This window comes from Lentilactobacillus kefiri (genome assembly GCF_007989105.1).
Lineage (GTDB): Bacteria > Bacillota > Bacilli > Lactobacillales > Lactobacillaceae > Lentilactobacillus > Lentilactobacillus kefiri.
Map to the genome: position 1 here is coordinate 12,559 of NZ_BJVK01000013.1, position 23,539 is coordinate 36,097.

The 23,539-nt window shown below is 42.2% G+C and carries 16 protein-coding genes and 1 riboswitch; of the genes, 9 read left to right on the top strand and 7 right to left on the bottom strand.

Annotated elements, in window-relative coordinates:
• Positions 1-68: 68 nt before the first annotated feature.
• Entirely contained in the window at positions 69-1,547 is a 1,479-nt protein-coding gene (zwf, locus tag LKE01_RS06180) for a glucose-6-phosphate dehydrogenase (RefSeq protein WP_054769163.1), read from the bottom strand.
• 279 nt (positions 1,548-1,826) lie between these two features.
• Between zwf and LKE01_RS06185 the strand changes: the two genes are divergently transcribed.
• The 3 genes from LKE01_RS06185 (at position 1,827) to LKE01_RS06195 (ending at position 4,584) form a co-directional block, all read left to right on the top strand.
• Complete coding sequence (locus LKE01_RS06185; RefSeq protein WP_054769162.1) at positions 1,827-2,552, top strand: Ig-like domain-containing protein; 726 nt, start codon at positions 1,827-1,829, stop codon at positions 2,550-2,552.
• A gap of 138 nt (positions 2,553-2,690) precedes the next feature.
• A complete protein-coding gene (locus tag LKE01_RS06190) occupies positions 2,691-3,302 on the top strand; it encodes a sugar O-acetyltransferase (RefSeq protein ID WP_054769161.1) in 612 nt (203 codons plus the stop codon).
• A gap of 103 nt (positions 3,303-3,405) precedes the next feature.
• A complete protein-coding gene (locus LKE01_RS06195; protein ID WP_056981283.1) occupies positions 3,406-4,584 on the top strand; it encodes an MDR family MFS transporter in 1,179 nt (392 codons plus the stop codon).
• 77 nt (positions 4,585-4,661) lie between these two features.
• On the opposite strand, the gene nrdI is transcribed toward LKE01_RS06195, so the two are convergent.
• The 3 genes from nrdI to LKE01_RS06210 form a co-directional block, all read right to left on the bottom strand.
• A complete protein-coding gene (gene nrdI / locus LKE01_RS06200; RefSeq protein ID WP_056981285.1) occupies positions 4,662-5,111 on the bottom strand; it encodes a class Ib ribonucleoside-diphosphate reductase assembly flavoprotein NrdI in 450 nt (149 codons plus the stop codon).
• Positions 5,112-5,191: 80 nt separating this feature from the next.
• Positions 5,192-8,308, bottom strand: a complete 3,117-nt coding sequence (locus tag LKE01_RS06205) for a YfhO family protein (RefSeq protein ID WP_082619696.1) — start codon at positions 8,306-8,308, stop codon at positions 5,192-5,194.
• A gap of 124 nt (positions 8,309-8,432) precedes the next feature.
• The gene (locus LKE01_RS06210; RefSeq protein ID WP_054769160.1) at positions 8,433-9,833 is read right to left on the bottom strand and encodes a hemolysin family protein; all 1,401 of its coding nucleotides are present in this window, start codon (positions 9,831-9,833) and stop codon (positions 8,433-8,435) included.
• Positions 9,834-10,019: 186 nt separating this feature from the next.
• On the opposite strand from LKE01_RS06210, the gene LKE01_RS06215 reads away from it, so the two are divergent.
• Positions 10,020-10,385, top strand: coding sequence for a hypothetical protein (locus tag LKE01_RS06215; RefSeq protein WP_056981287.1), 366 nt, complete (start codon positions 10,020-10,022; stop codon positions 10,383-10,385).
• A 145-nt stretch (positions 10,386-10,530) separates the two neighbouring features.
• Here the strand turns inward: LKE01_RS06215 and LKE01_RS06220 are convergent, their stop codons facing one another.
• The gene (locus LKE01_RS06220) at positions 10,531-11,463 is read right to left on the bottom strand and encodes an AEC family transporter (RefSeq protein ID WP_054769158.1); all 933 of its coding nucleotides are present in this window, start codon (positions 11,461-11,463) and stop codon (positions 10,531-10,533) included.
• 83 nt (positions 11,464-11,546) lie between these two features.
• Positions 11,547-12,386: an aldo/keto reductase gene (locus tag LKE01_RS06225; RefSeq protein ID WP_054769157.1), complete on the bottom strand. Its 840-nt coding sequence runs from the start codon at positions 12,384-12,386 to the stop codon at positions 11,547-11,549.
• Between the two features lie 175 nt (positions 12,387-12,561).
• Here LKE01_RS06225 and LKE01_RS06230 point away from each other — a divergent pair, with 175 nt between their 5' ends.
• The 3 genes from LKE01_RS06230 to adhE all read left to right on the top strand — a co-directional run bounded on the left by LKE01_RS06230 (position 12,562) and on the right by adhE (position 18,425).
• The gene (locus LKE01_RS06230) at positions 12,562-14,940 is read left to right on the top strand and encodes a cation-translocating P-type ATPase (protein WP_056981289.1); all 2,379 of its coding nucleotides are present in this window, start codon (positions 12,562-12,564) and stop codon (positions 14,938-14,940) included.
• A gap of 107 nt (positions 14,941-15,047) precedes the next feature.
• Positions 15,048-15,575 carry a DUF1836 domain-containing protein gene (locus tag LKE01_RS06235; protein ID WP_056981292.1) on the top strand — a complete coding sequence of 176 codons (528 nt, stop codon included), beginning with the start codon at positions 15,048-15,050 and terminating at the stop codon, positions 15,573-15,575.
• A 240-nt stretch (positions 15,576-15,815) separates the two neighbouring features.
• The gene (adhE, locus tag LKE01_RS06240) at positions 15,816-18,425 is read left to right on the top strand and encodes a bifunctional acetaldehyde-CoA/alcohol dehydrogenase (protein WP_056981296.1); all 2,610 of its coding nucleotides are present in this window, start codon (positions 15,816-15,818) and stop codon (positions 18,423-18,425) included.
• Between the two features lie 308 nt (positions 18,426-18,733).
• Here adhE and LKE01_RS06245 read toward each other — a convergent pair whose 3' ends face one another.
• On the bottom strand, positions 18,734-19,633 hold the full coding sequence (locus LKE01_RS06245; protein ID WP_054769156.1) for an AraC family transcriptional regulator: 900 nt from the start codon (positions 19,631-19,633) through the stop codon (positions 18,734-18,736).
• Between the two features lie 174 nt (positions 19,634-19,807).
• Here LKE01_RS06245 and LKE01_RS06250 point away from each other — a divergent pair, with 174 nt between their 5' ends.
• On the top strand, positions 19,808-20,995 hold the full coding sequence (locus LKE01_RS06250) for an MFS transporter (RefSeq protein WP_056981298.1): 1,188 nt from the start codon (positions 19,808-19,810) through the stop codon (positions 20,993-20,995).
• 182 nt (positions 20,996-21,177) lie between these two features.
• A complete protein-coding gene (locus LKE01_RS06255; RefSeq protein WP_056981300.1) occupies positions 21,178-23,166 on the top strand; it encodes a glycoside hydrolase family 127 protein in 1,989 nt (662 codons plus the stop codon).
• 103 nt (positions 23,167-23,269) lie between these two features.
• Positions 23,270-23,466: riboswitch (cobalamin riboswitch) on the top strand.
• The last annotated feature ends 73 nt before the right edge of the window (positions 23,467-23,539 follow it).

Consider the following 23,539-nt stretch of genomic DNA (forward strand, 5'->3'; position numbering starts at 1 on the left):
GAAATGATTTCAAAATAAAAAGCAGGTAGAAAACGAATGCTGTTTTCTACCTGCCCAATTATTTAAGATTACTTGTTTAATTTGTAAACCCATTCACGGTGGTCACGGGCAAGCAATTCATCGGCTGAAACTGGACCCATTGATCCTGGAATGTAGTTAGGGAACATAGGTTGTTGAATATCCCAAACACGACGGATTTGATCAACAAACTTCCAAGCATTGGCAACTTCTGGCCAGCTGGCGAAGTTTGTCCCATCGCCCTTCAAAACATCGTGGATTAAACGTTCATAAGGTTGTGGTGTTTCCTTGGTTCTCTTTGAATCTTCAAGGTATTGCAGTTGAACGGGTTCTGTATGGAATCCTTGTTCACTGTTCTTAGCGTTAACCATCAATGAGAAGCCTTGGTTAGGCTCGATGAAGATGGTCAAAACGTTGGCGTTAAGTGGTGCGCTTCCACTTTGTGGGAAGGCGAAGATATCAACCAACGGCTTCTTGAAGACAACATCGACACGAGTGAACTTATCGGCAAGCTTCTTACCGGTTCTGATGTAGAACGGGGTGCCTGACCAACGGTAGTTATCAAATAATAATTTACCGGCAACAAAGGTTTCAGTATTTGAATCCTTTGGAACACCGTCTTCTTCACGGTATTCTTTGCCATTGCCAACAGCTGCGTATTGGCCACGGACGAAGTTGCTTGAAGCTTCGGCAACGTTGTAGACACGGAGACTACGCAGTGCCTTAACTTTTTCAGCACGGATATCAGTATCCTTGAAGGCAACTGGTTGTTCCATGGCAAGCAAGCTGACGATTTGCATGATATGGTTTTGAACCATGTCACGAAGGGCACCTGAGTTGTCATAGTATCCGGCACGCTCTTCAACACCCAGCTTTTCGGCAAGGGTAACTTGAATGTTGTCGATGTAACGGTTGTTCCAAAGAGCTTCGAAAATGGTGTTTCCAAAACGAATTGCTTCAATGTTTTGGATCATTTCCTTACCTAAGTAGTGGTCAATTCTGAAGATTTGGTTTTCTTCAAATGCATGACTCAGGTCATCGTTTAATTGTTTTGCGGATTCATAATCACGGCCGAATGGTTTTTCAATAACCAAGCGGTTAAAGCCACTGCCTTCTGATAGAAGGTGTTGAGCCTTAAGGTTTTTAGCAACTGTTCCAAAGAAATTAGGTGCCATTGAAATGTAGAACACACGGTTGCCATTTAATTGATACTTCTTATCAAGTTCATTTGCTTTATCTCTTAATGCAGAATAGTGTTGTAAATTAGTCACATCATGGGTAACAAAGTAGAAATGACTTGCAAAGTCCTCAATTTGTTTTTTGTTGGTTGATTCTTTAGAAACAGATTTTACAACCATCTCACGATATTTTTCATCATCAAATTTGTAACGGGAAGTCCCGATCACAGCAAAGTGATCACGAATGTTTCCTTTCTCGAAAAGCTTTAACATTGCAGGATAAAGTTTACGAGTGGCAAGGTCACCAGTTGCTCCAAAGAGCATAATCAAAGAACGTCTTTCAGTTGGCAAAATATTCACTCCTATCAAAATATTAACTAAGTAATATGGTACATGTCTATACCAGTTCCCCAACATTATATAACACATATTAACCCAACGAAAGCGAATTCATGATGTAAATGAATAAAATTTACAAGCATACCATTTTCATGATTATAACGTCAAAATATATGACTATTTCGTGACGGCTTTCTTAAGAAAAGGATAAATGGAGACTGTTTTGACGGCTTTTGGGCGCTTATCATTTATAATGAGTCTTGCAAAATAAAGATTAGGGAGCAATATCAAATGAAGAAATTTAAATTTATCGCGTTCTTCGCTGTCCTTGCATCATTCTTAATTGGGTTCAGTGTCAACGCTTCTGCAAGTTCTCCGTCACTCAAAGTCAATAATATTTACAGTACCTCAAAGGCTGTTACCGGAACTGCTACCAAAGGGGTTTCAATTATCGTTCGAAATACTAAAAAGACGACAATTGCCCGCTCCACTGCCAGCAGCACAACTGGTAAATTCAGTGCCGAACTGCATACCAACGTTAAAGCCAATCAAAAGCTTTACGTTTATGCCCGTAAGTCATCAACTTCATATTTCTACAGAATTATGACTGTTAAGACACCTAAGAGTTCTACTAATACGACAACCAACTCAAGTTCAAAATCATCAAGCAGCAAGATCAAGATTTCTGAACCTACCGGCCGTTGGCAATCAGGTAACAACAACGGTTACAGCGTTGTGACCAACTTCAGCCAAAAGGGTGGTTTGAATCAAGGCTTGTACAAGAATGGTAAGTTCCAGAAGAAGTTGATCAACTTCGCCAATTACAAAGTTACAACTTATTCAAAGACGTTCTGGGGAATCACTTATCGTGAACGTGGAAGCAAGACTTACCACAAGTTCTACTTAAGATTTACTGATAACACCCACTTCATTATTGTAAACAAAGCCAACCATGCGATTAAAGTGCAGTATGCTAATACACCACTTCATTACTACAAGTTTGCTTTGGTAAAATAATTCAAATCAGATTTCAAAAAGGCTTGGAGGTCATTTAATCTCCAAGCCTTTTTTGTTGGTCAAATGTCGAGAAGCACCCGCTGCTTTTATGATATGATGGCTGTATCGATAAAGTTCACGGAAACTGGAGGCAATTATATGAGCGAAGAAGAAAGAATGCTCTCTGGTAAATTGACTAACCCAAGAGACCCAAAGCTGGTTGAACGACAGCGATTGGCTCACCGTTTAACGAAGCTTTACAACGACACTTTTGATGATGAAACAGAAAAGCGGGCACGGCTGTTAAAGCAGTTGCTGCCCAATTCTTCTGATAAACTTTATTTTCAGGGTCCTATTTTTATTGATTATGGAACTCATATTAAAATTGGTGATCACTTTTATGGCAATACCAACATTACCTTTTTAGACAGCGGCCAAATTACGATTGGTGACAACGTCTTATTTGGACCCAACGTTACCTTGGTCACTCCCATGCATCCGCTTCGCTACCAGGATCGTAACTTTGTTGCGGATAATTCGTTGCCGGGTAAGGAATATACCAAACCAATCACCATTGAAAACAATTGTTGGCTTGCCAGCAACGTGACTGTCATTGGTGGGGTAACAATCGGCAATGGGTCGGTTATTGGTGCTGGCAGCGTTGTGACGCGTGACATTCCCGCAAATTCATTGGCTGTCGGCAATCCCTGCCGCGTCCTACGGCAAATTACCGATAGGGACGACATTCGATTACACAAAGAATTATTTTAATAATCATCTTGTTTTCGTATGGTTTATGCCCGTAATATGCGAAAATAGAGATAAATGATTCATGATTTAGTAACAACAATAAAGTGCTGAGGGGACTGATTAATTGATAAAGCAGCGAAGTGAAATTAGATTTAATTCTGTTATTGTTTATTCTTTGATTTTAAACGCAGGGGCTTCTTTTATGTGGCCATTGGTAACTGTGTATTTGCATAATTACCTCCATAAATCATTGACCCTGGCTGGACTGGTTTTACTTGCCATGTCCTGCTTTATGATGTTGGGGAATTACCTTGGTGGCTATTTGTTTGATCGCTGGTCGCCTTATAAAGCAACGATTATCAGTTCTTTAATCTCCACTTCGGCAATCTTTACATTAGTCTTTTTCCATGGCTGGCCGATGTTTGGAATTATGCTGCTGTCCGTGGGGTTCGGCGACGGGGCCTGTATGACGCTGCTAAATTCATACGCGGCAAGTATCAAGACCCGGTCAACCAGAGCGATCTTTAATATCCTCTATATTGGCCAGAACCTTGGAATTGTGATTGGAACATTGATGGTCGGATTCCTATTAAAGCACGGTATTACACTGGTGTTTACCGTGACTTCGGCCTTCTACGCGGCTTTGGTACTCCTCACCATTTTAGAGTTCAACGTTCATGTGGACCGTCGAGTTTCGACCAAGCCGGTTGAGCCGGGCGCACCTGTTGAAACCAAGGTTGGCGGCATTATCCTGGCAATCTGTAGTGTTGTGCTGTCGGTTTATCTGGCATACGCATTATGGGAAAGTGTCATTCCGGTTCATATGACCAATCTCCATATTCCATTTGAAAACTACAGTTTACTGTGGACATTAAATGGCTTGATGATTGTCATTGGCCAGCCGTTTGTTAACCGGATTGGCAGTCACTTTAAGCTGAGTACGCAAACCTACACCGGGGTGGCTATTTTTGCTGCTTCATTCATTTGGTTGATATTTGCCCGTGACTATACCGCATTCGTGTTGGTCATGATCATGACAACCATTGGCGAAATGATTGGTTTTCCTGGAATTCCTGCTTGGATCGACAGCTTGTCGACACCCAAGCAGCGGGGTAAATTTCAAGGGCTGTACAACCTGTTTATGTCCTGTGGCCGGGCTTTAGGACCACTGATCGGTGGGATGGTGCTTGATTACGCATCATACCGGGAGCTGTTCTCATTTGCGGCGGGACTGATTCTGGCTTGTGTGATTGCTTTGTGGATCATCAACCGCTTGAGGGTCAGGAATAGTTTGGCTTCCTGATTGACGAATTAAATAAATAAAACAAAAAGAGCAACTGACCAGATTATTTGGTCAGTTGCTCTTTGTCATTTAACGGCTTAACTTTTTGCTAACAGTTTGTAAATTCGTTCAACGTCTCGGCCGGTTCCTCTGAGTTCATAATCGGCAAGAAAGGGAACGTTGAATTGGGATGCATAACGTTTTGCAGTCAAGCAATACTGCTCGTTGAAATTCTTATTACCGCTGCCAACAATTCCGTGGCACAACTTGGAATTGTCATTGTAGGCGATGTATTCACCAAGCGCGTTAGTCATCAATTCTTTGACACCATTATCGATCCCATTGCCACCATCCAAGTAGGTTGGCACAAAGGCAAAGTAGGGGTCGGTTTCATCTGCGAAATCGGTTTGTTCGCTGATCTCTTTGGATTCAACAAGTGGATTGTCAGCATCCTGATCATGCATTCCGGCAGCGTAACTGGCCAGGTTTTTAACAAACGCACGGGTGTTACCTTCAATGGAAATGAACAGTATTTTTATTGGACTCAAGGTGGGCCTCCTCATAAATTTCATAATGATTTTGAATCTGTTACTCATTATCTTACCGATTGCGATTGGCGTTGGCAAGCTTAATCCGATGAATTCTTAGTGTGCTTTGGGGCATGTTTTCTTGGTGATTTCTTAGGGATGAATCTCCCAACAATTCCAACTATCAATAAGATGATAAATGCCAACCAGCTGATGCCTGACAACAGCTTACCGACTTTAATTCCCGGTGTTGTGTAGTCCAGCTTAATTCGATGAGTACCTGCTGGAAGATTGGCTCCAACAAATCCCTTGTTGACGACAAAGGTCTTCACAGGCTTACCGTCGATGGTCAACTTCCATCCGGTTGAGTAAGGAATTGATGTCACCATTGTGCCTGACTTCGAATTGTTGGTTGTGCCGCTTACGTGATTCTCATGGACTTTCAAGTTGGCAGGCTTGGTTTGCTTGAGCTTTTGCATTTGCTTGCCATATGACTTGTTAAACGGTACCGCGACCAGCTTAGCTGATTTGAATTTGATGTTTTTAACCTGGTTGAACTTCAGCAAAATGTTCTTTCGCTGGTGGGTTGAATAACCCAAATTCAACACGATGTTGCTGATTTGACGGTAATTGGAAAGGTTATTGTTATCGTATTGATTGTAGCCATTTTTGAAGCCTTTGGCAGTCGCGTTGAACAGATAACCGCCAAACGTTGGCTTCAATATGCTGTGACGATATTCATCCATTTTACCCATCTTGGAATACAGCTTATTATCAAGCAGGAATTTGTTAGCCATCCATTGTCTGTGCTCGGCTGGTGTGCCGTCGGTCTGCTTGATGCCTTTGAGTACCAGGAATAATTCCGCATTCTTGGTGGTCTTCGGCTTTTTAACTTTCAGAAGGTAATTAATCGGATTGCCGACAACGTCTGAAGTCATTTCTTTAAGACCATTGATGTTTTGATAATGGTTTGATTCAATGATGGATCGATTGGTTGCCAGAAGGTCTTTGGTCTTCTCCAAATTGGCACCGAGGCTGACTTGTTCATGCGGCTGGTCGACCAACTTGTCAGAGTTGGCTTTGTTGATGATTCCCAGTCGATATTTGGTTAATTGACGGCCATTATAGACAATCTTTGAAGTGTCCATTTTAACGGTGTAGTCGATGTTCTTCTTAGGTGAATGATATTTAAGCGGATGGGTATTGTCTTTAGAGTTGTCAACGACTGCTCCTTGAGTCATGACCCGTTCACGATCGACCTCACTCATCTTGTTATATGCAGACGGTGAAACGGTCTTGAATTGGGTATAAATAAGCGGCAGGGCGTTGTTTGACTTGTAAATGGTTGTTCCATGCATGTTCTCAATGGCCTGGACAGCGTTTGTCCTGGCTTTGGCAGGGAATACTTTGACTTGGCCATTCTTGTCGCGTACCGGCTTATATCCATAAGGAACAACCGGCGCCTTCTTGGTGTTGGCCTTGGCAAATACGTATTTGACACCCAACAGGTTATTGAAGGAAGTTCGATAGTCACCCTGAGCAATTGGCGTGTTCATTGAGAACTGGCTGTTGCCGACGGATTGAGAGAACTTGCCAAGATAACCGTTTTGAAGGGTTAGGTAAACAGCTGTGTCGTTAAGACCACTGTTGATTGGAAAGTCGGTATTGGTATTTGAATAGTTGGCTAAATTTTGAATGTGCGTATTGTAGTGGTAATGCGGATTCATCGATACTCTGAAGAATCCGGGCATCTTTTCCAAATACTTTTGGGCACCGCTGAAGTAGTCGTTGCTAAAGCGGGTAGCCAAGCCGCGGTTCAACTGCTGGAGCCCTAATTTACTGGAATGGGGACTATAAATCCCAATGATATTTGCGGATATATTCAACAGAAAGACGGTGGAAATCAAAACAACTTTGGTCGACTGTTTCCAGTTGAAAATCAAGCTGCACAGGATCACGATGACCGTCAGCAGCAAGAAGCCATAAACCACAAAGTCATGGGGCTGGAGATTCATCCAGAAGCCGCCCAGGGCCCAAACAAGCACGATTAGTCCAATTGAAGCACCACTAAACCAGGCAATATCTTTTTTGGTAAAGGTACCAATATGATCGACAAAGACCATTGTGCCAAATGCAAATAAGATGTTAACGAGGAACACCCAACGGTTTGAAGGTGTTGTGATGGCGTTCATGATGGCGCCAACAGCCGGAATCATGATTCCAATGAACATGGTAATGAGTGCCACGTTCTCCCATAGGTAATGTTTAAAGTGCCTCAACATGTAGACCATGCCAAGGTAGGACAAGCCGGAGATTCCGATCACCAGCCAGAAGTTCATTGCCCGGCCGGTTGGCAGAATGGCACTTGGAATATCCAGGTAATATTGCGGTGGGAAGAAAAGCATGCCATTGGCAAAGTTATCATTCAGCCGGGTTGATCCCATTGCTAGAATGATGGTTGGAATGAAGACAACCGCTGCCATTCCAAGACCAATCACCGCTGAAAGACCTAATTTGCCAAAAGATTTTAGAGGCTTAAAGTCACGCCATTTTCTCAAACTGAGCATTCTGATAATGACATAGGCAATTGAGCCGAATCCAAGAATCCAGGCAAAGTAGAAGTTGCTTAAAAATACCAGAAATACGGCAAACATGAGCGGCAGCCAAGACTTGTTGTGGAGAACCCGGTCAATTCCGTAGCACAGAAGTGGAAAGAAAATTAACGGCAGGATGAAGAATGGGTGATGCAAAGCGGTTGCTAAAGCATAGCCATTAAAAGCATATGCCAACGAACCGATAATCCGGCTGCTCTTTTTAAATTTATATGATGAAGAATACAGCATGAAGCTTAGACCAGAGACGTACATTCGCAGGAATACAAGAAAAGCGAAGGCATTCTCCATTTGATTCTTTGGAAATAAGACGATCAGGTAATTAAAGGCATCACCAATGACGTAATATGAAAGGTTGGTCAGTTGATCCGAGCCCAAACTGATATTCCATGCCCAGTGAGTGAAGCCACCACTAGGGTTGTGCAGGAATGAAATAATCATGTGCCGGAGCTGAAGCAGGATCGGATAATGTTGTGCCATCCCATCCAGTTCCCAAATCATTGATCTACCTGTTAAGTACAAGCAGCCGACTAAAACACAGATCAAAGCGGTAAACAGTACCGTGTATGTGATCCAAGCTGGTGTTTTTTGCCATAGCTTTTTCACTTATTAGCTCCCCCTTAGGAAATTGTTTGTGTCAAAACGCGACACTTTCTTAAATCGTTGCTATATGTAAAAAGACTGCTCGCAAAACAAATGTCTTGTCACAGTCTTATTGAAGTTTCAAAAATTAATCTTTTTCGTTATCATCGGTGTCGCCATCGGTTCTTGGCTTGTGCTTGGTAACTTCGAACCAATTGATAAATGAGTTTTCATAATCAATAATCTTGAAGTCGAAGTTCTCAAACGCAATGACATCGCCGGCTTTAATATCAGGGTAATTATCCAAGAAATACCCTGCCAAAGTTACGGCATCTGAATTAGTAAATTCAGGGAAGTCAGCATCGAAGTAACGCTCAAAGTCATGCGTGGTCAACTTTCCGTTAACCTGGTAACTACCATTAGGCTGCTTGAAAATGTAGTCGGTAATGGATGGATCGATTTCATCTCGAACAGTTCCGAACAACTCTTCGTAAATATCTTTATCAGTAATGATTCCTGACGTTCCACCATATTCATCGACAACCACAACAATTGGTGTTCGTTTCTTGATCATCTGGTGGAGAACATCGGTAATCGGCGTCATCTCAGGGGTTGTTGAAATATCTCTGAGTAAACGGTCGATCTTAATAGTTGGATCAACTTGGGATTGGCGAATCAAATCGTAGTTATATACATAACCCAGGATCTTATCTTTATCACCGTTGGCAACAACCGGAATCCGGCTGAACTTCTTTTGCAAATAAACCTGAACGGCTTGCTTAACGGTTGTCTTGATATCGATCACAATCAACTGAGTTCGGTCAATCATGATATCTTTGGCAACTTTATCGTTAAGCTGGAAGGCACGCTGCATGTACAAATAATCATTCTGTTCCAAAGCACCGCTCTTAACGGCGTTTCTGGAAAGACTCAAGATTTCCGCTTGAGAGAATGACTCATCGTTTTCATTGGCAACCTTCAAGCCCATCATCTTGACGATTCCATTGGCAGAAATATTGAGCAGCCAAACGAATGGGTAAAAGATGACGTGGAAGTAATGCAACGGTGTACTGATAAAGGAAAGTACCTGCATTGGCATATCGATACTGATGTTCTTTGGAACGATTTCTGTTAAAACCACTTCCAAATAAGTCAATAGGATAATACCGACAACAGCACCAACGGCATGAGCAGCCGTTGGATCGATTGGTGAGTTATGGATTTCCATAATGTCAACCAGAATTGTAACAACAAATGATTCACCCAAATAACCTAAGATGATACCTGCCAAGCTGACACCAACTTGGGTTGTTGAAAGATATTCATTTAGATTGGTAACCATGTGAAGCTGGCGATTAAGCTTTTTAATGCCCTTTGCCTGCTTGCCTTTTGTCTCAATAAGCTTCTTTTTGCGCTCGTCCAATGCACTCGGACGGGTCTGCACCAAAGCAAACTCACTTGCCACAAAGAAGGCAGCAAAGAAAAATGTAACTATGACAATAATTAGATTAGTCAGTATCTGGCTATCGTCCAAAATTCGATTCCTCATTTCGCAAAATGTGTACAGTAACAACAACAGTAATCTGCAATATACAGATTACTTTTCATTATACGCTCCAACCGGGTATTTTTTAAGTGATTTGAGATTTTATTGACTATTAATGGATGTTTTTCTTAACTTTTATTCCGAATCAGTGCTAGCATTAAGGTAGATCAAAATAAAGGGGATGTTATCATGGCTGAAAAAGTAAGAGAAAGTGCTGCTGAAAAGAAAGCCGATGCCGAAGAACGAGATAATGATAAAGACCTCAAATACACCGACGATCAAATTAAAAAAGCAGTTGATCTGATTAACGAAAAAGGATATGTCACTAAAAAGGATATTCCTGAAATGGACGACGATGACTGGTCAAAGGGATTCGCTGCCAAAATCGATGACGTATTCAAAGACAGCGACAAGGATCCATACATCTATTACGAAAAGTTTGACTATGCCGGTGGAGAAATCGACACAATCATTTGGAACATGGATGTTATCAAGACCCGTGACGATGCTTTGAAGAAGTTGGCCGAAGTCTTGAACAAAAAGATCGTTCGTTAATCTTTTAAATTAACCTTGCTTGGTAAATTTAACAATCCAGTTAAGATTGCGAGCTTTACCATACAAAAAGGCAGGACAGATAACGGTTCCCATTAATTGGGAACCGGTTACCTGTCCTGCTTTTTTATTTCAAACAAATTTGAATTTAAAATGCGGCCATTAAAGCAAACACAATTGGAATTGTCGCTAAACTTAAAATAGTCGATAAGCTCATTAAAGCCACTGCCGGGCTGGCATCGCCATAAGCCTGCAGGGTAAACAAAACGACAAGTCCGGCGGTTGGGCAGGCTGCCATTAAGACGGTTGTCGCCAGCGCAACTCCGGAAACCGAAAGCGCCTGAAGAATGAACATTGCCAGAATTGGAAACAGCAGGTTTCTAAGAAAAATTGCCAACCATAGATGCCAATCAATTAATTGTCGGGAAATTTTGATATTTCCCAGGCTGTTACCGATCACGATCATTGAAAGCGGCGTGTTGATTGAGCTGACGTAGTGAATGACCCGGTCAGCGGGGACCGGCATTTTAAAGGATGCCAGGAAAATGATCAGGCCGACAAAAATGGCAATGATGTTTGGATTGATGATGATTTCCCGGAAATTCTGCCAGTGGTCGGTTCCCTTATTGGATGTTTTAAATAATGAAACACCGTGGGTCCAGCTGAAGATGTTAAAGCCGGCAAGGGATGCAACGGCAAAGAAAACGCCGGCATTGCCAAACAGGGCACTGGTTAGTGGAATTCCCATGAATCCAGCGTTGGAATAGATACTGCCGTATTTGGTGATCCGCTGGAGGTTGATGTTACTGATTCTGCCAAACGAAAATTTGGCGATGATCATTTCAACTATGTAGAACAAAAAGATGCCGACACAGACCAGCATCAGTTGTTTCATCCGGCTGGCGGAGTAGTTTTGCTCAAATGCACCGATAATCAAACATGGCGAAACAATATATAGAAGAATATTGGTTAAGTCATTTGAAGTTTGGGTGTGCATGAACCCAACTTTGTTGATTAAAACACCGATTAACATTAAGACAAACATTAATATAATCTGATTCGTTAGTTGACCAAGGGCCATGCTGTCACTTCCAATTCAATTTGTGATTTTAGCTTAGTGAGTCATGATAATTTGCCTGTGTTTGGGCAAACCATCGTCCTGTCCTAATACTGTTTTCCTAATTCATATACGAGTTCCGGTTCGTTTCCAGTTCGCTGGTTCTTGTTCATGACGTCGATCATGCTCATCTCATCGTCGCTTAATTCAAAGTCCAGTTCGGTGTTTTCCTTGATTCGTTCCGGTGTCTTGGATTTTGGAATGATGGAGACGCCTCTTTGCAAGTCCCAACGCAAAATGATTTGGGCGGGCGTCTTGCCATGGTGTTTGGCCATTTTGGCGAGCATTGGGTTGTCCAAGACAATCCCTCTGCCAAGTGGACTCCACGCTTGAGTGACAATCGACATCTTCTTATCGAAGTCGATCATCGGCTGCTGCGTCAAATAAGGATGGGTTTCAATCTGATTGACGACCGGCATTTCGTCTGCCTGGGTTTTGAGTAATTCAAGCTGGGACCGGGTAAAGTTGCTGACACCAATTGATTTGGCTTTCCCCTGTTCTTTTAACTCTTCCATTGCTGACCATGTTTCAAAGAAGTGATCGGCAACCGGCCAATGAATGAGCAGTAAATCAACGTAATCGGTTCCCAATTGCTGAAGGGAAAAGTCGGTGCTGTTGATTGTTAAGTCGTGGCCCTGATTCATTTCGGTGACCTTATCGATGATAAAGACATCTTCTCTTCGGGCGACCTGCTTAATGGCATCTCCCAGCATTTTTTCGTTTCGATAGAGCTGAGCAGTATCAAACATCCGGTAACCACTGTCATATGCTGTGGCAATGGTCTGATTCATTAAGTCGGGATTGTCGATTTTGTAAGTTCCAAATCCGAGCTGAGGCATTTCATGCCCGTCGGCTAATTTATAGGTACTTTTATCTGGTTGAAACATATTAGTTCCCCCTTGCGAGTTAATTAAATTTATTTTAGCATACCCGCCAGCCAATGATTGACGATGGTTTCATTCAAAATCACTAAGAATCCTATAAACTTGGGTGAAAGATTTCAAATAAATGTGATTTTTTCCGTTTATTTTGTACAATTATGTTAAAGCGAGGTGTTAGAGAATGGCAGACGTCAACATTCCACAAACTGATCCAGATGTTGGATTAAGTGATGCACAGGTTCAGCAGCAAATTCATAATGGTAATCAAAATACCGGAGAAGAGTCTCTGACTCGAAGCACCTCGGATATTTTCCGGGATAACACGTTTACACTGTTTAACTTGATTAACGTGGTTTTGGGTGCGCTGATCTTTTATACCGGCAGTTACAAAAACCTGTTGTTTTTAGGAATTGCAATCTTTAACACCGCAATCGGAATCATTCAAGAAATCCGTTCAAAACGGCAAGTCGACAAAATGGTTCTGCTGGCCGAGGGAAAGATCAATGTCCTGCGAAACGGTCAGGACATGCAGATTCGCTCTGAAGATATTGTCTTAGGCGATATTATTCAGCTTGGGCGAGGGGACCAGATTCCAGTCGATGGTGTCACTGTCAGGTCCAGGGGAATTGAAGTTGACGAATCACCCATTACCGGTGAGTCGGAGACTATCTCGAAAAATATCGGTGACAAGCTCACTTCAGGTACATATCTTATTGGCGGTTCGGGTAAAATGCGGGTTACCAAAGTCGGCGCGGATACATTCGTTAATCATTTATCCAGTGAAGCCAAGCAGGGTGAAGATACATCCAGCATTTTGCTGAACACCATCAATCGGATTATCAAGTCGCTGACCTATGTCATTATTCCGCTGGGCATTATTTTATTTGCTGCCAAAGTCTATGGCGGAACTGGAATCAATCGGGCAATTTTGGGCTCTTCTGCCGCAATGATCGGGATGATTCCAGAAGGATTGGTTTTGCTGACGTCGATGACACTGGCAGTGTCGGCCATGCATTTGGCCCGCAAGCAGACGCTGGTGCGGGATTTGCCGGCAATTGAAACATTGGCCAGAGTTGATGTCATTTGTCTGGATAAGACCGGAACGATTACCAGCGGCAATTTGAAATTTGTTGAAGCAATTCCAATGATGAAAAATGTGCCAGCTGCCGAAGTTGAAAAAGTCGTTGCCGGTATCACTTATGGAACCGGGGATGGCAATGAAACAGCCAACGCAATCAAAAATGCGATTGATGATCCCGAACTTAAAACCGAAAAGATCATTCCATTCTCTTCTGATAGAAAGTGGAGTGGGGTCGGTTTTAGTGACGGCCACGATTACGTTTTTGGGGCACCACAATTTATTTTCAAACATATCGAAAAGCCGGTTCAAGCTAAAATTACTCAGAACGCGAAGAAGGGCTATCGGGTATTGGCAGTTGCCCAAGTGGACAACCTTGATCCCCGTGATCCGCTTAAAGATCCCAAGCTGATTGGTCTGGTATTGATCTCAGATGTGATCAGGCCAAATGCCAAGAACACATTTCAATATTTTAGAAATCAAGATGTGACAATTAAGGTTATTTCCGGGGATGATCCGACAACGGTCTCGACAATTGCCAAGCATGCCGGAATTCAAAATGCAGAAAACAATGTTGATATGACAACGGTTAAAGATGACGATGACTTCGGCAAACTTGCAGCTGACAATACGGTTTTTGGCCGGGTAACGCCGGATCAGAAGAAACGCTTAATTGCCGGACTTCAAGATCGCAAGCATACTGTTGCCATGACCGGAGACGGTGTCAATGACCTGCTTGCGTTGCGTCAAGCCGACTGTGGAATTGCCATGGCTTCCGGCAGTGAAAGTACTAAGAGTATCGCAGACTTTGTGCTGATCAATTCCAACTTTGACGCGATGATTGATGTGTTAAAAGAAGGTCGCCGGGTTATCAACAACATCGAGCGGGTTGCTTCAATGTACTTGATTAAGACGATGTACTCGGTTGCTTTGTCGTTTATCTTTGTCTTCTTTGCCATGGGGTATCCGTTTGAACCGATTCAGTTAACACCGATTACTTCATTAATGGTTGGAATTCCATCGTTCTTCCTGGCGCTGGAACCCAACTTCAATAAAATCACCAATCAGTTCATGAAGCAGGTCTTGATTATTTCAACCCCTGCGGCCGTTTGTATCGTTGGTTATATCATGCTGATTGAAGTGATCGGCCTGTTCTTTGGCCTGAAATATGAATTTACGTCAACGCTATGTGTGCTTTTGACAGGGGCGATTTGTTGGCTGGCATTGGTCATGGTTTCAAGACCGCTTAACCGGCTAAAGATTGGCTTGGATATATTGGTATTAGTGGCATTCCTGTCGATCATCATTTTCTTCAACAATATCTTTTCACTTGTCTCCTTCTTCAATAAAGACATTTGGCTGTATGCTGTCCCATTGATCGCAACAGCTTACCCACTTTACATGTTCATGCAGGGCGTGATTGCAAACGTGCTTGATAAGCGGGAGAAGAAGCGGATGCAGAAACGGAATAACAATCAATAGTGCTTGTACAACGGCTGGAATCTTTCCAAGCCGTTATTTTTATATTCGACGTTAGCTAGTGTCCACAACTAGATAACGTGGTATAATAAACACGAAGGAGTGATATCATGTCATACAACGAAGAACAATATGAACAGTGGGAACAAAAGCTGAAATTGGTAGAACTGCCACTCTGGGCCGATTTGCCAAAATTTGAATTATATATGGATCAACTTGTCGCACTGGTAAATGAAACCTTGGGGCCAATCGGAATCGACAAAGTCACTCCGGCAATGATCAACAATTACGTTAAAAACAAGGCAATTATGGCGCCGGTTAAGAAAAAGTATCAGACCATGCAGGTTGCCGATGTCATCCTAATCAGTTTGTTGAAGCCGGCATTCTCCTTAGAGACTATTCGGCACGGTATCGATCAGGTGACTGCCAATATTTACCCACAACAGGCATATGACACGTTCATTAAACGACTGCTATTTTCATTTAAGAACATGGACAGCCGCAACAGCCGGGCACTGGAAGAAAAAAATCTCAATGATAAATTAATGCAGGTTGCAGTTAATGTCATTATTGACAGAATTCAATCTGAAAAGCTTTTATCGATTATTCAGAAGCCATTGACGAAAGTAACCAAATAATTAGAAGTCGTGAATATGTTCACATATAAATAATGGAACCGCTTTCATAGAAAAAGGACTTGGTTAACAAGTCCTTTTTATTTTGTTTGCTGTTATATCAGCTTGGAAGCACTTACAAAAAATAAATTGTGATTTTTTGAACAAAAGTGTTTACATTTTTTCAATACGTGATATTATAAGTCTTGTGAAAAAGATAACATATTTCAAACAACCTACAAACGATTCATTGGAGGAAAATCAATGATTGATAATAAAGCAAAAGAAACAAAAGCAGCAAAGACTGATGTCGATACTGTCATTAACGGTTTAGTTTCAAAAGCACAAAAAGCTCTTGAAATTATGGATTCATTTGACCAAGAAAAAGTTGACCACATTACTCACCAAATGGTAATGGCCGGCCAAGACAAACATATGGATCTTGCAATCATGGCTTATGAAGAAACTGGCCGTGGTGTTGCTGAAGATAAAGCTATCAAGAATATGTACGCTACTGAAGAAATTTGGCACAGTATTCGCGACCACAAGACTGTTGGTGTTATCAAAGATGATAAGGAACGCCAATTGATTACGGTTGCTGAACCTCTGGGTGTCCTTGCTGGAATTACACCAGTTACCAACCCAACTTCAACAACATTGTTCAAGTCCATCATTTCAATGAAGACTCGAAACCCAATTATCTTTAGTTTCCATCCACAAGCTTTGAAGTCATCAATTGCAGCTGCCAAAGTTGTTCGTGATGCTGCCATTGCTGCTGGTGCTCCTGAAGGATGTATCCAGTGGATTGAAGAGCCAAGTATTGAAGCAACTGATAAGTTGATCAACAACCCAGGCGTTGCAAGTACACTTGCTACTGGTGGCCCAGGCATGGTTAAAGCAGCTTACTCAACTGGAAAGCCTGCTTTAGGTGTTGGACCTGGTAACGGCCCTGTTTATATCGAAAAGACTGCTAACATTCTTCGTGCCGTAAATGATTTGGTTCTCTCAAAGACCTTTGATAATGGTATGATTTGTGCCACTGAAAACAGTGCAGTTATTGATACTGATATTTACGCTGAAGTTAAGAAACAATTAGTTAAGAACGGTGTCTTCTTTGTAGAAAAGAAAGACCAAGCCAAGTTGGCTGAAGCAATGTTCAACCCTAAGACTTGTGCCGTTAAAGGCCCGATTGCCGGAAAATCAGCCAAGGTTATTGCTAAGTTGGCTGGAATCAAAGTTCCCGACAATACCAAAGTTTTAGCTGCTGAAATTAACGGCGTTGGTCCTAAATACCCATTATCAGCTGAAAAGTTGAGCCCAGTTATTTCAATTTACAAAGCTAAGAACCATGAAGAAGGATTTAAGCTCTGTGACGAATTACTTCACTTCGGTGGAATGGGACACACTGCCGGCATTCAAACTTTGGATGACGACTTGGCCCTCAAGTTCGGTGAACAGATGAAGGCAGCCCGTGTGCTTGTTAACACACCAGGTGGTTTCGGAGGTCTTGGTAATCTTTATAACGAAATGACACCATCATTAACATTAGGTACCGGTTCATGGGGAGCTAACTCAATTTCTCATAACGTTACCGACTATGACCTTTTGAACATCAAAACTATCGCAAAGAGACGAAATAATATGCAATGGATTAAGTTACCTCGTGTTTACTTTGAAAAGACTTCAGTTCGTTACCTGATGGATATGCCTGGAATCAATAAGGTATTTATCGTAACCAGTCCAGAAATGGTTGAATTTGGCTACGTTGACAAGGTTCTTGATGAATTGAAACGTCGTCCAAATGAAATCGAATATTCATTATTCTCAAGTGTTGAACCAGATCCAACAACTGACACCGTTGAAAAAGGTGTTCGTCAAATGAACGCATTTAAGCCTGACACAATCATTGCCCTTGGTGGTGGTTCACCATTGGATGCCGCTAAGAACATGTGGTTATTCTACGAAGACCCTAAGACCAGCTTCTTCGGTGCAAAGCAGAAGTTCTTGGATATCAGAAAGCGTGCTTATCGCTTCCAGAAGCCTAAGAAGGCTCAAATGATCGCTATCCCAACCACTTCAGGTACTGGTTCAGAAGTTACACCATTCGCTGTTATTACTGATTCAAAGACTCATGTTAAGTACCCATTGGCTGATTACGCATTGACACCAGATGTTGCCATCGTTGACCCACAATTTGTTGAAACTGTACCAAAGGGTAACATTGCTGCTTCAGGTTTGGATACGTTATGCCATGGTATCGAATCATTCGTATCAACAATGGCATCAGATTACACTCGTCCATTGTCACTTCAAGCTATCAAGTTGGTATTTGACAACTTGGCAGATTCATACAATGGAAACATGCACGCCAAGGAAGAAATGCATAACGCCGCAACTCTTGCCGGAATGGCATTTGCCAACGCATTCCTTGGAATTACCCACTCAGTTGCCCATAAACTTGGCGGTGAGTTTGGCTTGACCCATGGTATCGCAATTGCAATCACCATGCCTCATGTCATCCGTTACAATGCCAAATTACCAGAAAAGATCGCCGCATGGCCTAAGTACGAGTACTTCCGTGCCAACAAAGACTACGCAGAAATTGCCCGTTACGTTGGTATCCAAGGCAAGACCGACGATGAATTAATCGAAGGATTGGTTCAAAGAATCATCAAGTTGGCCCACGAAGTAGGCGTAACCTTAAGCTTGAAGGCTTGGGGCGTAGACAAAGCCAAATTCGATGCAGCTCTTGATCGTCTGTCAGTATTGGCATACGAAGACCAATGCACAACTGCCAACCCTAAGGAACCTTTGATTGCCGATCTGAAGCAAATTATGATTGACGATTATGAAGGAACGAATGTAGAAAAGTAGTGAGCGACGAGACCTGGGTGGTCCCGGAGCATAACTAGAAAAAGTCAGTGATGAGTGATTTACTCATCACTGGCTTTTTTTAGTTATGTAGTAGGGACCAGGGTCGTCGCCCACAGGACTAGGCAGGTGTTCCACCGGCCGTCGGAGCTGTCCTCAAAGGCCGACTAAACCAGAAAAGAGCCAAAAATATCCAATCTAATGTAGCAAATTTCTGCAATATCTTAGCAGAAAATCCAATCATCAACTGACAAAAGCCGTTAACCACAAACAATGTGGCTAACGGCTTTTCTACACAAACGATTTATCAACTACTTATATTGAATATGATATTTCTCCTGCATCTCCCGAGGAATCGGGATGCTGGGATCAACAAATGGATTGTTTTGGTGATGATAGGCAAAGTGCCTGCGATAATTGGATGGTGTGATCCCAGTGTGCTTTTTAAAAACCCGGATAAAGTTCTTCTCGTTTCTAAAGTAGCTGTTCTCACTAATCTCGTAAATTGGCAGGTTGGTTTTCACCAACAAGACCTTTGCGGCTTGAATCTTTAATCCCAACAAGTGTTGGAGTGGTGTGATATTTAAATCGTGCTTAAATTGTTGCGTAAGATAGGCATTTGAGACCTCAAAGTGCTGCGCAACATCTTTAATCGACAAATCAGTACTTATATTAGCCCGAATCCATTCTATCGACTGACTTACCAATGCGGATAAGTGGGTGTTCTTTGCCCTGCGTGAACATTCAATGTTCAGTCGTGCAAGGATAGTTGTTGTTAAGAGGTTTAATGGCAGCTCGTTGGTTTTTCTGTCCATTTCCATATTCATGAGTTCGCTCAGCAAAATCAGAATGTCATTGATATCTCTAACGTGAAACTTGCTTGAAAAAATCAGTTGGTCTTTTGATTCGTCGTCAATTGAATCAACAACTTTGTAATCACAATAGAAGTGAAGCCAGTAAAAATTAATCTGCTGGGTCATCTTCCCATTGCCAGTCACTTTGGCATAGGGTGGTACTAATATAACGTCACCGGGTTTAAGAATAAACGGCCGGTCGTTGACGAGAATGGATAGCGTTCCTTTTTCCGCTAATATCAATTCAAAATCCGCTTGATGCTGATTGACGGGATGTTCCCATTGGCCGTCAAACGAAAATTCACCAATGAAGAATAAAAAGGCTGGTTTGGAAATATCCAATGCAAGATAACTCATGATTCTTCGCCCCTTAAATAATGCGACTAATTATTAAAAAATGTGTATTTTCAAACTTAGATTAAACGATTAAAATACATAGGTCAAGCTATGCGCTCTTTCGATATATTGCAGTCAACGAGGCGACTGCATAAATGGGGTGCGGATGAATTTAATCAAGGATGGAAAACGAATATGAAGACCAAATTGCAATCAATTGTTTTAGTTTTAATTGGTTTTGTTCTGGGGTGCAATGAATTTATCATTGTCGGAATTTTATCAGATGTCAGCCGTGGCTTTAATGTGTCAACATCGCAAGCCGGATTTTTAGTGACCTTGTTTGCGTTGGTATACGCATTTTCCACGCCAATTGTGAATACGATTATCAGTCAATTTAACCGGTTCAAGGTACTCGTCATATTGATGGGAATTTTTATTGCCGGCAATACCTACACCGCCCTGGCACCATCGTTTAATCAGTTGATTGCCTCCAGGGTAATCACGGCATTAACTGCAGGGCCAATTATTTCACTGGCAATGTCTTTTGCAACGGTCATTGTCTCAATTCAAAAGCGGCCAATGCTGGTATCTTGGATCTTTTCCGGATTTAGTATTGCCTCAGTTGTCGGGGTTCCGGTTGGAACATTGATCGCCAATTCAACGAACTGGCGATATTCTTTCCTATTAATCACGATTATTGGACTTGCTTGCCTGGCGGCCGTTGTCTGGCTCTTGCCTAAGCACATCAAGCAAACAAAAAGTTCACTCATGGGTCAGTTGGCGATTGTGCGTGACAGACGGGTCATCATTGGCTCTGCGCTGGTCATGTGCAATTTGGCTGGGACCTACGTTGTTTATACGTACTTACAACCTATTTTAACGGAGATGATGAAATTTTCCGTTGCTTCTCTTGGCTTGCTGCTGGCCGTTTATGGGGTTGCGTCAATATTCAGCAATCAATTTTCAGGCTTTCTTGCCAGTCACGGAAGTCTGACTCGGATGCCATGGGTCTATATTGTCCAGTCAGTGGTGTTTTTGATGATGCCGTTTTTTATTCATTCTCAAACCCTGGGATTTCCACTCCTATTGATCATGGGAATGGCGATGTATCTGTTAAATGCGCCAATTCAGATTCATTTTATGCAGATTGCAGAGTCCGATTATCCCCAGTCGATGGTCTTGGCGTCCTCGTTTAATTCGATTTTCTCAAATTTGGGGATTTCGGTCGGGTCAGCTGTTGGATCAGCAATCCTTTCAACTGGTGGATTGTCTGCTTTGGGAATCGGTGCCGCAGTGTTTGCGGTTGCCTCATTTGGACTGGTAACTTACTTGGTCAAAATAACCCATCATTTTATTAAAACTGTTAAAAATAAAGTTGCCTAAGCTCACAAATCTAGAGCCTAGGCGTTGATGCCATGGGGTTATCCAGAATTTGAGGGCCCATTGTGAATGACTAAAAAACTGTCACTTTTTTATTGAAAACGTTCCCCAATTGCCATCTGAATTCGCTTACAATATAAGCTATATTATGGATATTGCTTTTTGGATATGAAAGGACAATTCAAATGAAAAAGCCAACTGCAACAACTCAATTATCAATTAATAAAGTAAAAATTACGTCTGACTTTTGGACGAGATACCGCGATTTGGTCGCTAACGTGGTGGTCCCATATCAATACGAAACAATCAGCGACAAAAATGATACGACAATTGGTGATGATGCATTTACTGATAAGGAAGCTTACCAAGACGGCCTGCAAAGCCATGCCATTGAAAACTTGAAGATTGCTGCAGGAATCAGCAAAGGTAAACATGTCGGCATGAACTTCCAAGATACCGACGTCTATAAATGGCTGGAAGCAGCAGCTTACACACTTCAGTATCATCCAGACAAGGACTTACAGGCTGAAACCGATGCGGTTGTTGATTTGATCGCCAAGGCCCAAGAGCCGGATGGGTATCTTTCAACAATTTTCCAAATCAAGTTTCCTGAAAGAAAGTTTAAACGACTTCAACAATCTCACGAATTATATTCAATGGGTCATTATATTGAAGCCGGGGTTGCCTATTTTGAAGCAACTGGCAATCAAAAGGCCCTTGATATCGCTGAAAAGATGGCGGCTTGTTTAGAGGACAACTTTGGCCTTGAAGACAACAAGATCCACGGTTATGGTGGTCATCCTGAAATCGAATTGGCATTAATGCGACTTTACGAAGTAACTGGAAAGAAAGAATATTTGAATCTGACAAATTACTTCATTCGTCAACGTGGTCAGGATCCGGATTTCTTCGATAAGCAAAATGAAGCCGATGGTTGGGACAATGCCTTTTGGCCAGATCTCAATACGATTGGTAATGAATATTACTACGCAGATAAGCCTGTAACGGAACAAACCAATGCTCACGGTCACGCTGTCCGCTGTGTTTATTTGGCAACCGGCTTGGCTCACCTTGCCCGGGTAACTGGCGACCAAGACTTAAAAGACGCGGCTCAACGAATTTGGAATGACATTGTCAAAAAACAAATGTATATTACTGGTAACGTCGGCCAAACATCCACTGGTGAGGCCTTCACCTTTGACTATGACCTGCCAACCGATACCGACTACGGCGAAACTTGTGCTTCAGTTGCGATGACTTTCTTTGCTCGTCAGATGCTTGCCGGTGATTTTAAGGGTGAGTATGGGGATGTAATCGAAAAAGAAATCTATAATGGCGCATTAAGTGGAATGGCTTTAGATGGAACCCATTATTTCTATGTAAATCCGTTGGAAGTTAATCCAAGCGAATCTGCTAAGAATCCTGATAAGAAACATGTTCTGCCACGCCGTCAAGCTTGGTTTGGAACAGCTTGCTGCCCATCAAACATTACCCGATTGATTGCTTCTATGGATCGTTATCTTTACGAAGTTAAGGACAATACTATCTTTGCCCATCAGTATATTGCTAATTCAACAACCTTTAGTGATGGAATCAAAGTGGATCAAGAAAGTAATTTACCATGGGATGGTACCGCGACATTTGAGATTACCAATCCGGAAAATGTTCACTTTAATTTTGCAGTTCGAATTCCCAACTGGAGCAGAGATTCATTTAAGATAACTGTTAACAATCAGGTGATTGACGCGGACGGAAAAGATGGCATTGTCATTGTTCCGATCACTGACGAAAAAACATCTATTGAAGTTGTCCTGGATATGAAGACAAATTTGATTTATGCCAATTCTAAAGTACGGGCAAATGCGGATGATGTTGCTGTTCAACGCGGCCCACTCGTATACTGTGCAGAACAGGTTGATAACCCCGGCAATCTTTGGAACTACCAACTCGACACGGTTCCCCACTTTGACTTTGCATATCAAGATGACTTATTGAATGGTGTCGGTGTCCTGACAACCAACGATGCAACCAAAGTTGAAACAGAAGACGACTCTGACAGCCTTTACCAGTTCAATAAGGCTCCTAGAAGAGCTTCAACCAAGTTAACCCTGATTCCTTATTACTCATGGGCTAACCGGGACGAAGGCCAGATGAGTGTTTGGCTTCACAAATAACTAAAACTTTAATCTCGTTTCTTTAACGGCGTGATTCCGAGTTCTCCTTGGAATCACGCCGTTATTTTTGTGTTGAGATATTTTAGTCAAATTTCCAAAAGCCCATAAACTATGGGTGATGATATGCTATACTTTTCAGTGTAAAGAAGCATAATAAAACGGAAAAAGGTGAAAATCCTTTACAGCCCCTTCGCTACTGTAAGATTGACGAAGCTGTCAGAACTCACTGGGTTACCCTGGAAAGAGGACAGTTGTAGGACGAGATCAAGTCAGGATACGTTTGTTATGCCGATTGCAAAGCTTCTTAGGGTCGGCTTTGTCAATTAATAGCGTATCTATCGGATATTTCGTATGCTCAAATTCAATGTCTGAA

Excerpts from the sequence above, each read along its gene's own strand:
- adhE (WP_056981296.1), top strand. The coding sequence starts at position 15,816 with ATGATTGATAATAAAGCAAAAGAAACAAAAGCAGCAAAGACTGATGTC.
- LKE01_RS06190 (WP_054769161.1), top strand. The coding sequence starts at position 2,691 with ATGAGCGAAGAAGAAAGAATGCTCTCTGGTAAATTGACTAACCCAAGA.
- LKE01_RS06230 (WP_056981289.1), top strand. The coding sequence starts at position 12,562 with ATGGCAGACGTCAACATTCCACAAACTGATCCAGATGTTGGATTAAGT.
- LKE01_RS06250 (WP_056981298.1), top strand. The coding sequence starts at position 19,808 with ATGAAGACCAAATTGCAATCAATTGTTTTAGTTTTAATTGGTTTTGTT.
- LKE01_RS06215 (WP_056981287.1), top strand. The coding sequence starts at position 10,020 with ATGGCTGAAAAAGTAAGAGAAAGTGCTGCTGAAAAGAAAGCCGATGCC.
- LKE01_RS06225 (WP_054769157.1), bottom strand. The coding sequence starts at position 12,386 with ATGTTTCAACCAGATAAAAGTACCTATAAATTAGCCGACGGGCATGAA.
- LKE01_RS06245 (WP_054769156.1), bottom strand. The coding sequence starts at position 19,633 with ATGAGTTATCTTGCATTGGATATTTCCAAACCAGCCTTTTTATTCTTC.
- LKE01_RS06220 (WP_054769158.1), bottom strand. The coding sequence starts at position 11,463 with ATGGCCCTTGGTCAACTAACGAATCAGATTATATTAATGTTTGTCTTA.
- LKE01_RS06255 (WP_056981300.1), top strand. The coding sequence starts at position 21,178 with ATGAAAAAGCCAACTGCAACAACTCAATTATCAATTAATAAAGTAAAA.
- LKE01_RS06185 (WP_054769162.1), top strand. The coding sequence starts at position 1,827 with ATGAAGAAATTTAAATTTATCGCGTTCTTCGCTGTCCTTGCATCATTC.
- LKE01_RS06235 (WP_056981292.1), top strand. The coding sequence starts at position 15,048 with ATGTCATACAACGAAGAACAATATGAACAGTGGGAACAAAAGCTGAAA.
- LKE01_RS06210 (WP_054769160.1), bottom strand. The coding sequence starts at position 9,833 with ATGAGGAATCGAATTTTGGACGATAGCCAGATACTGACTAATCTAATT.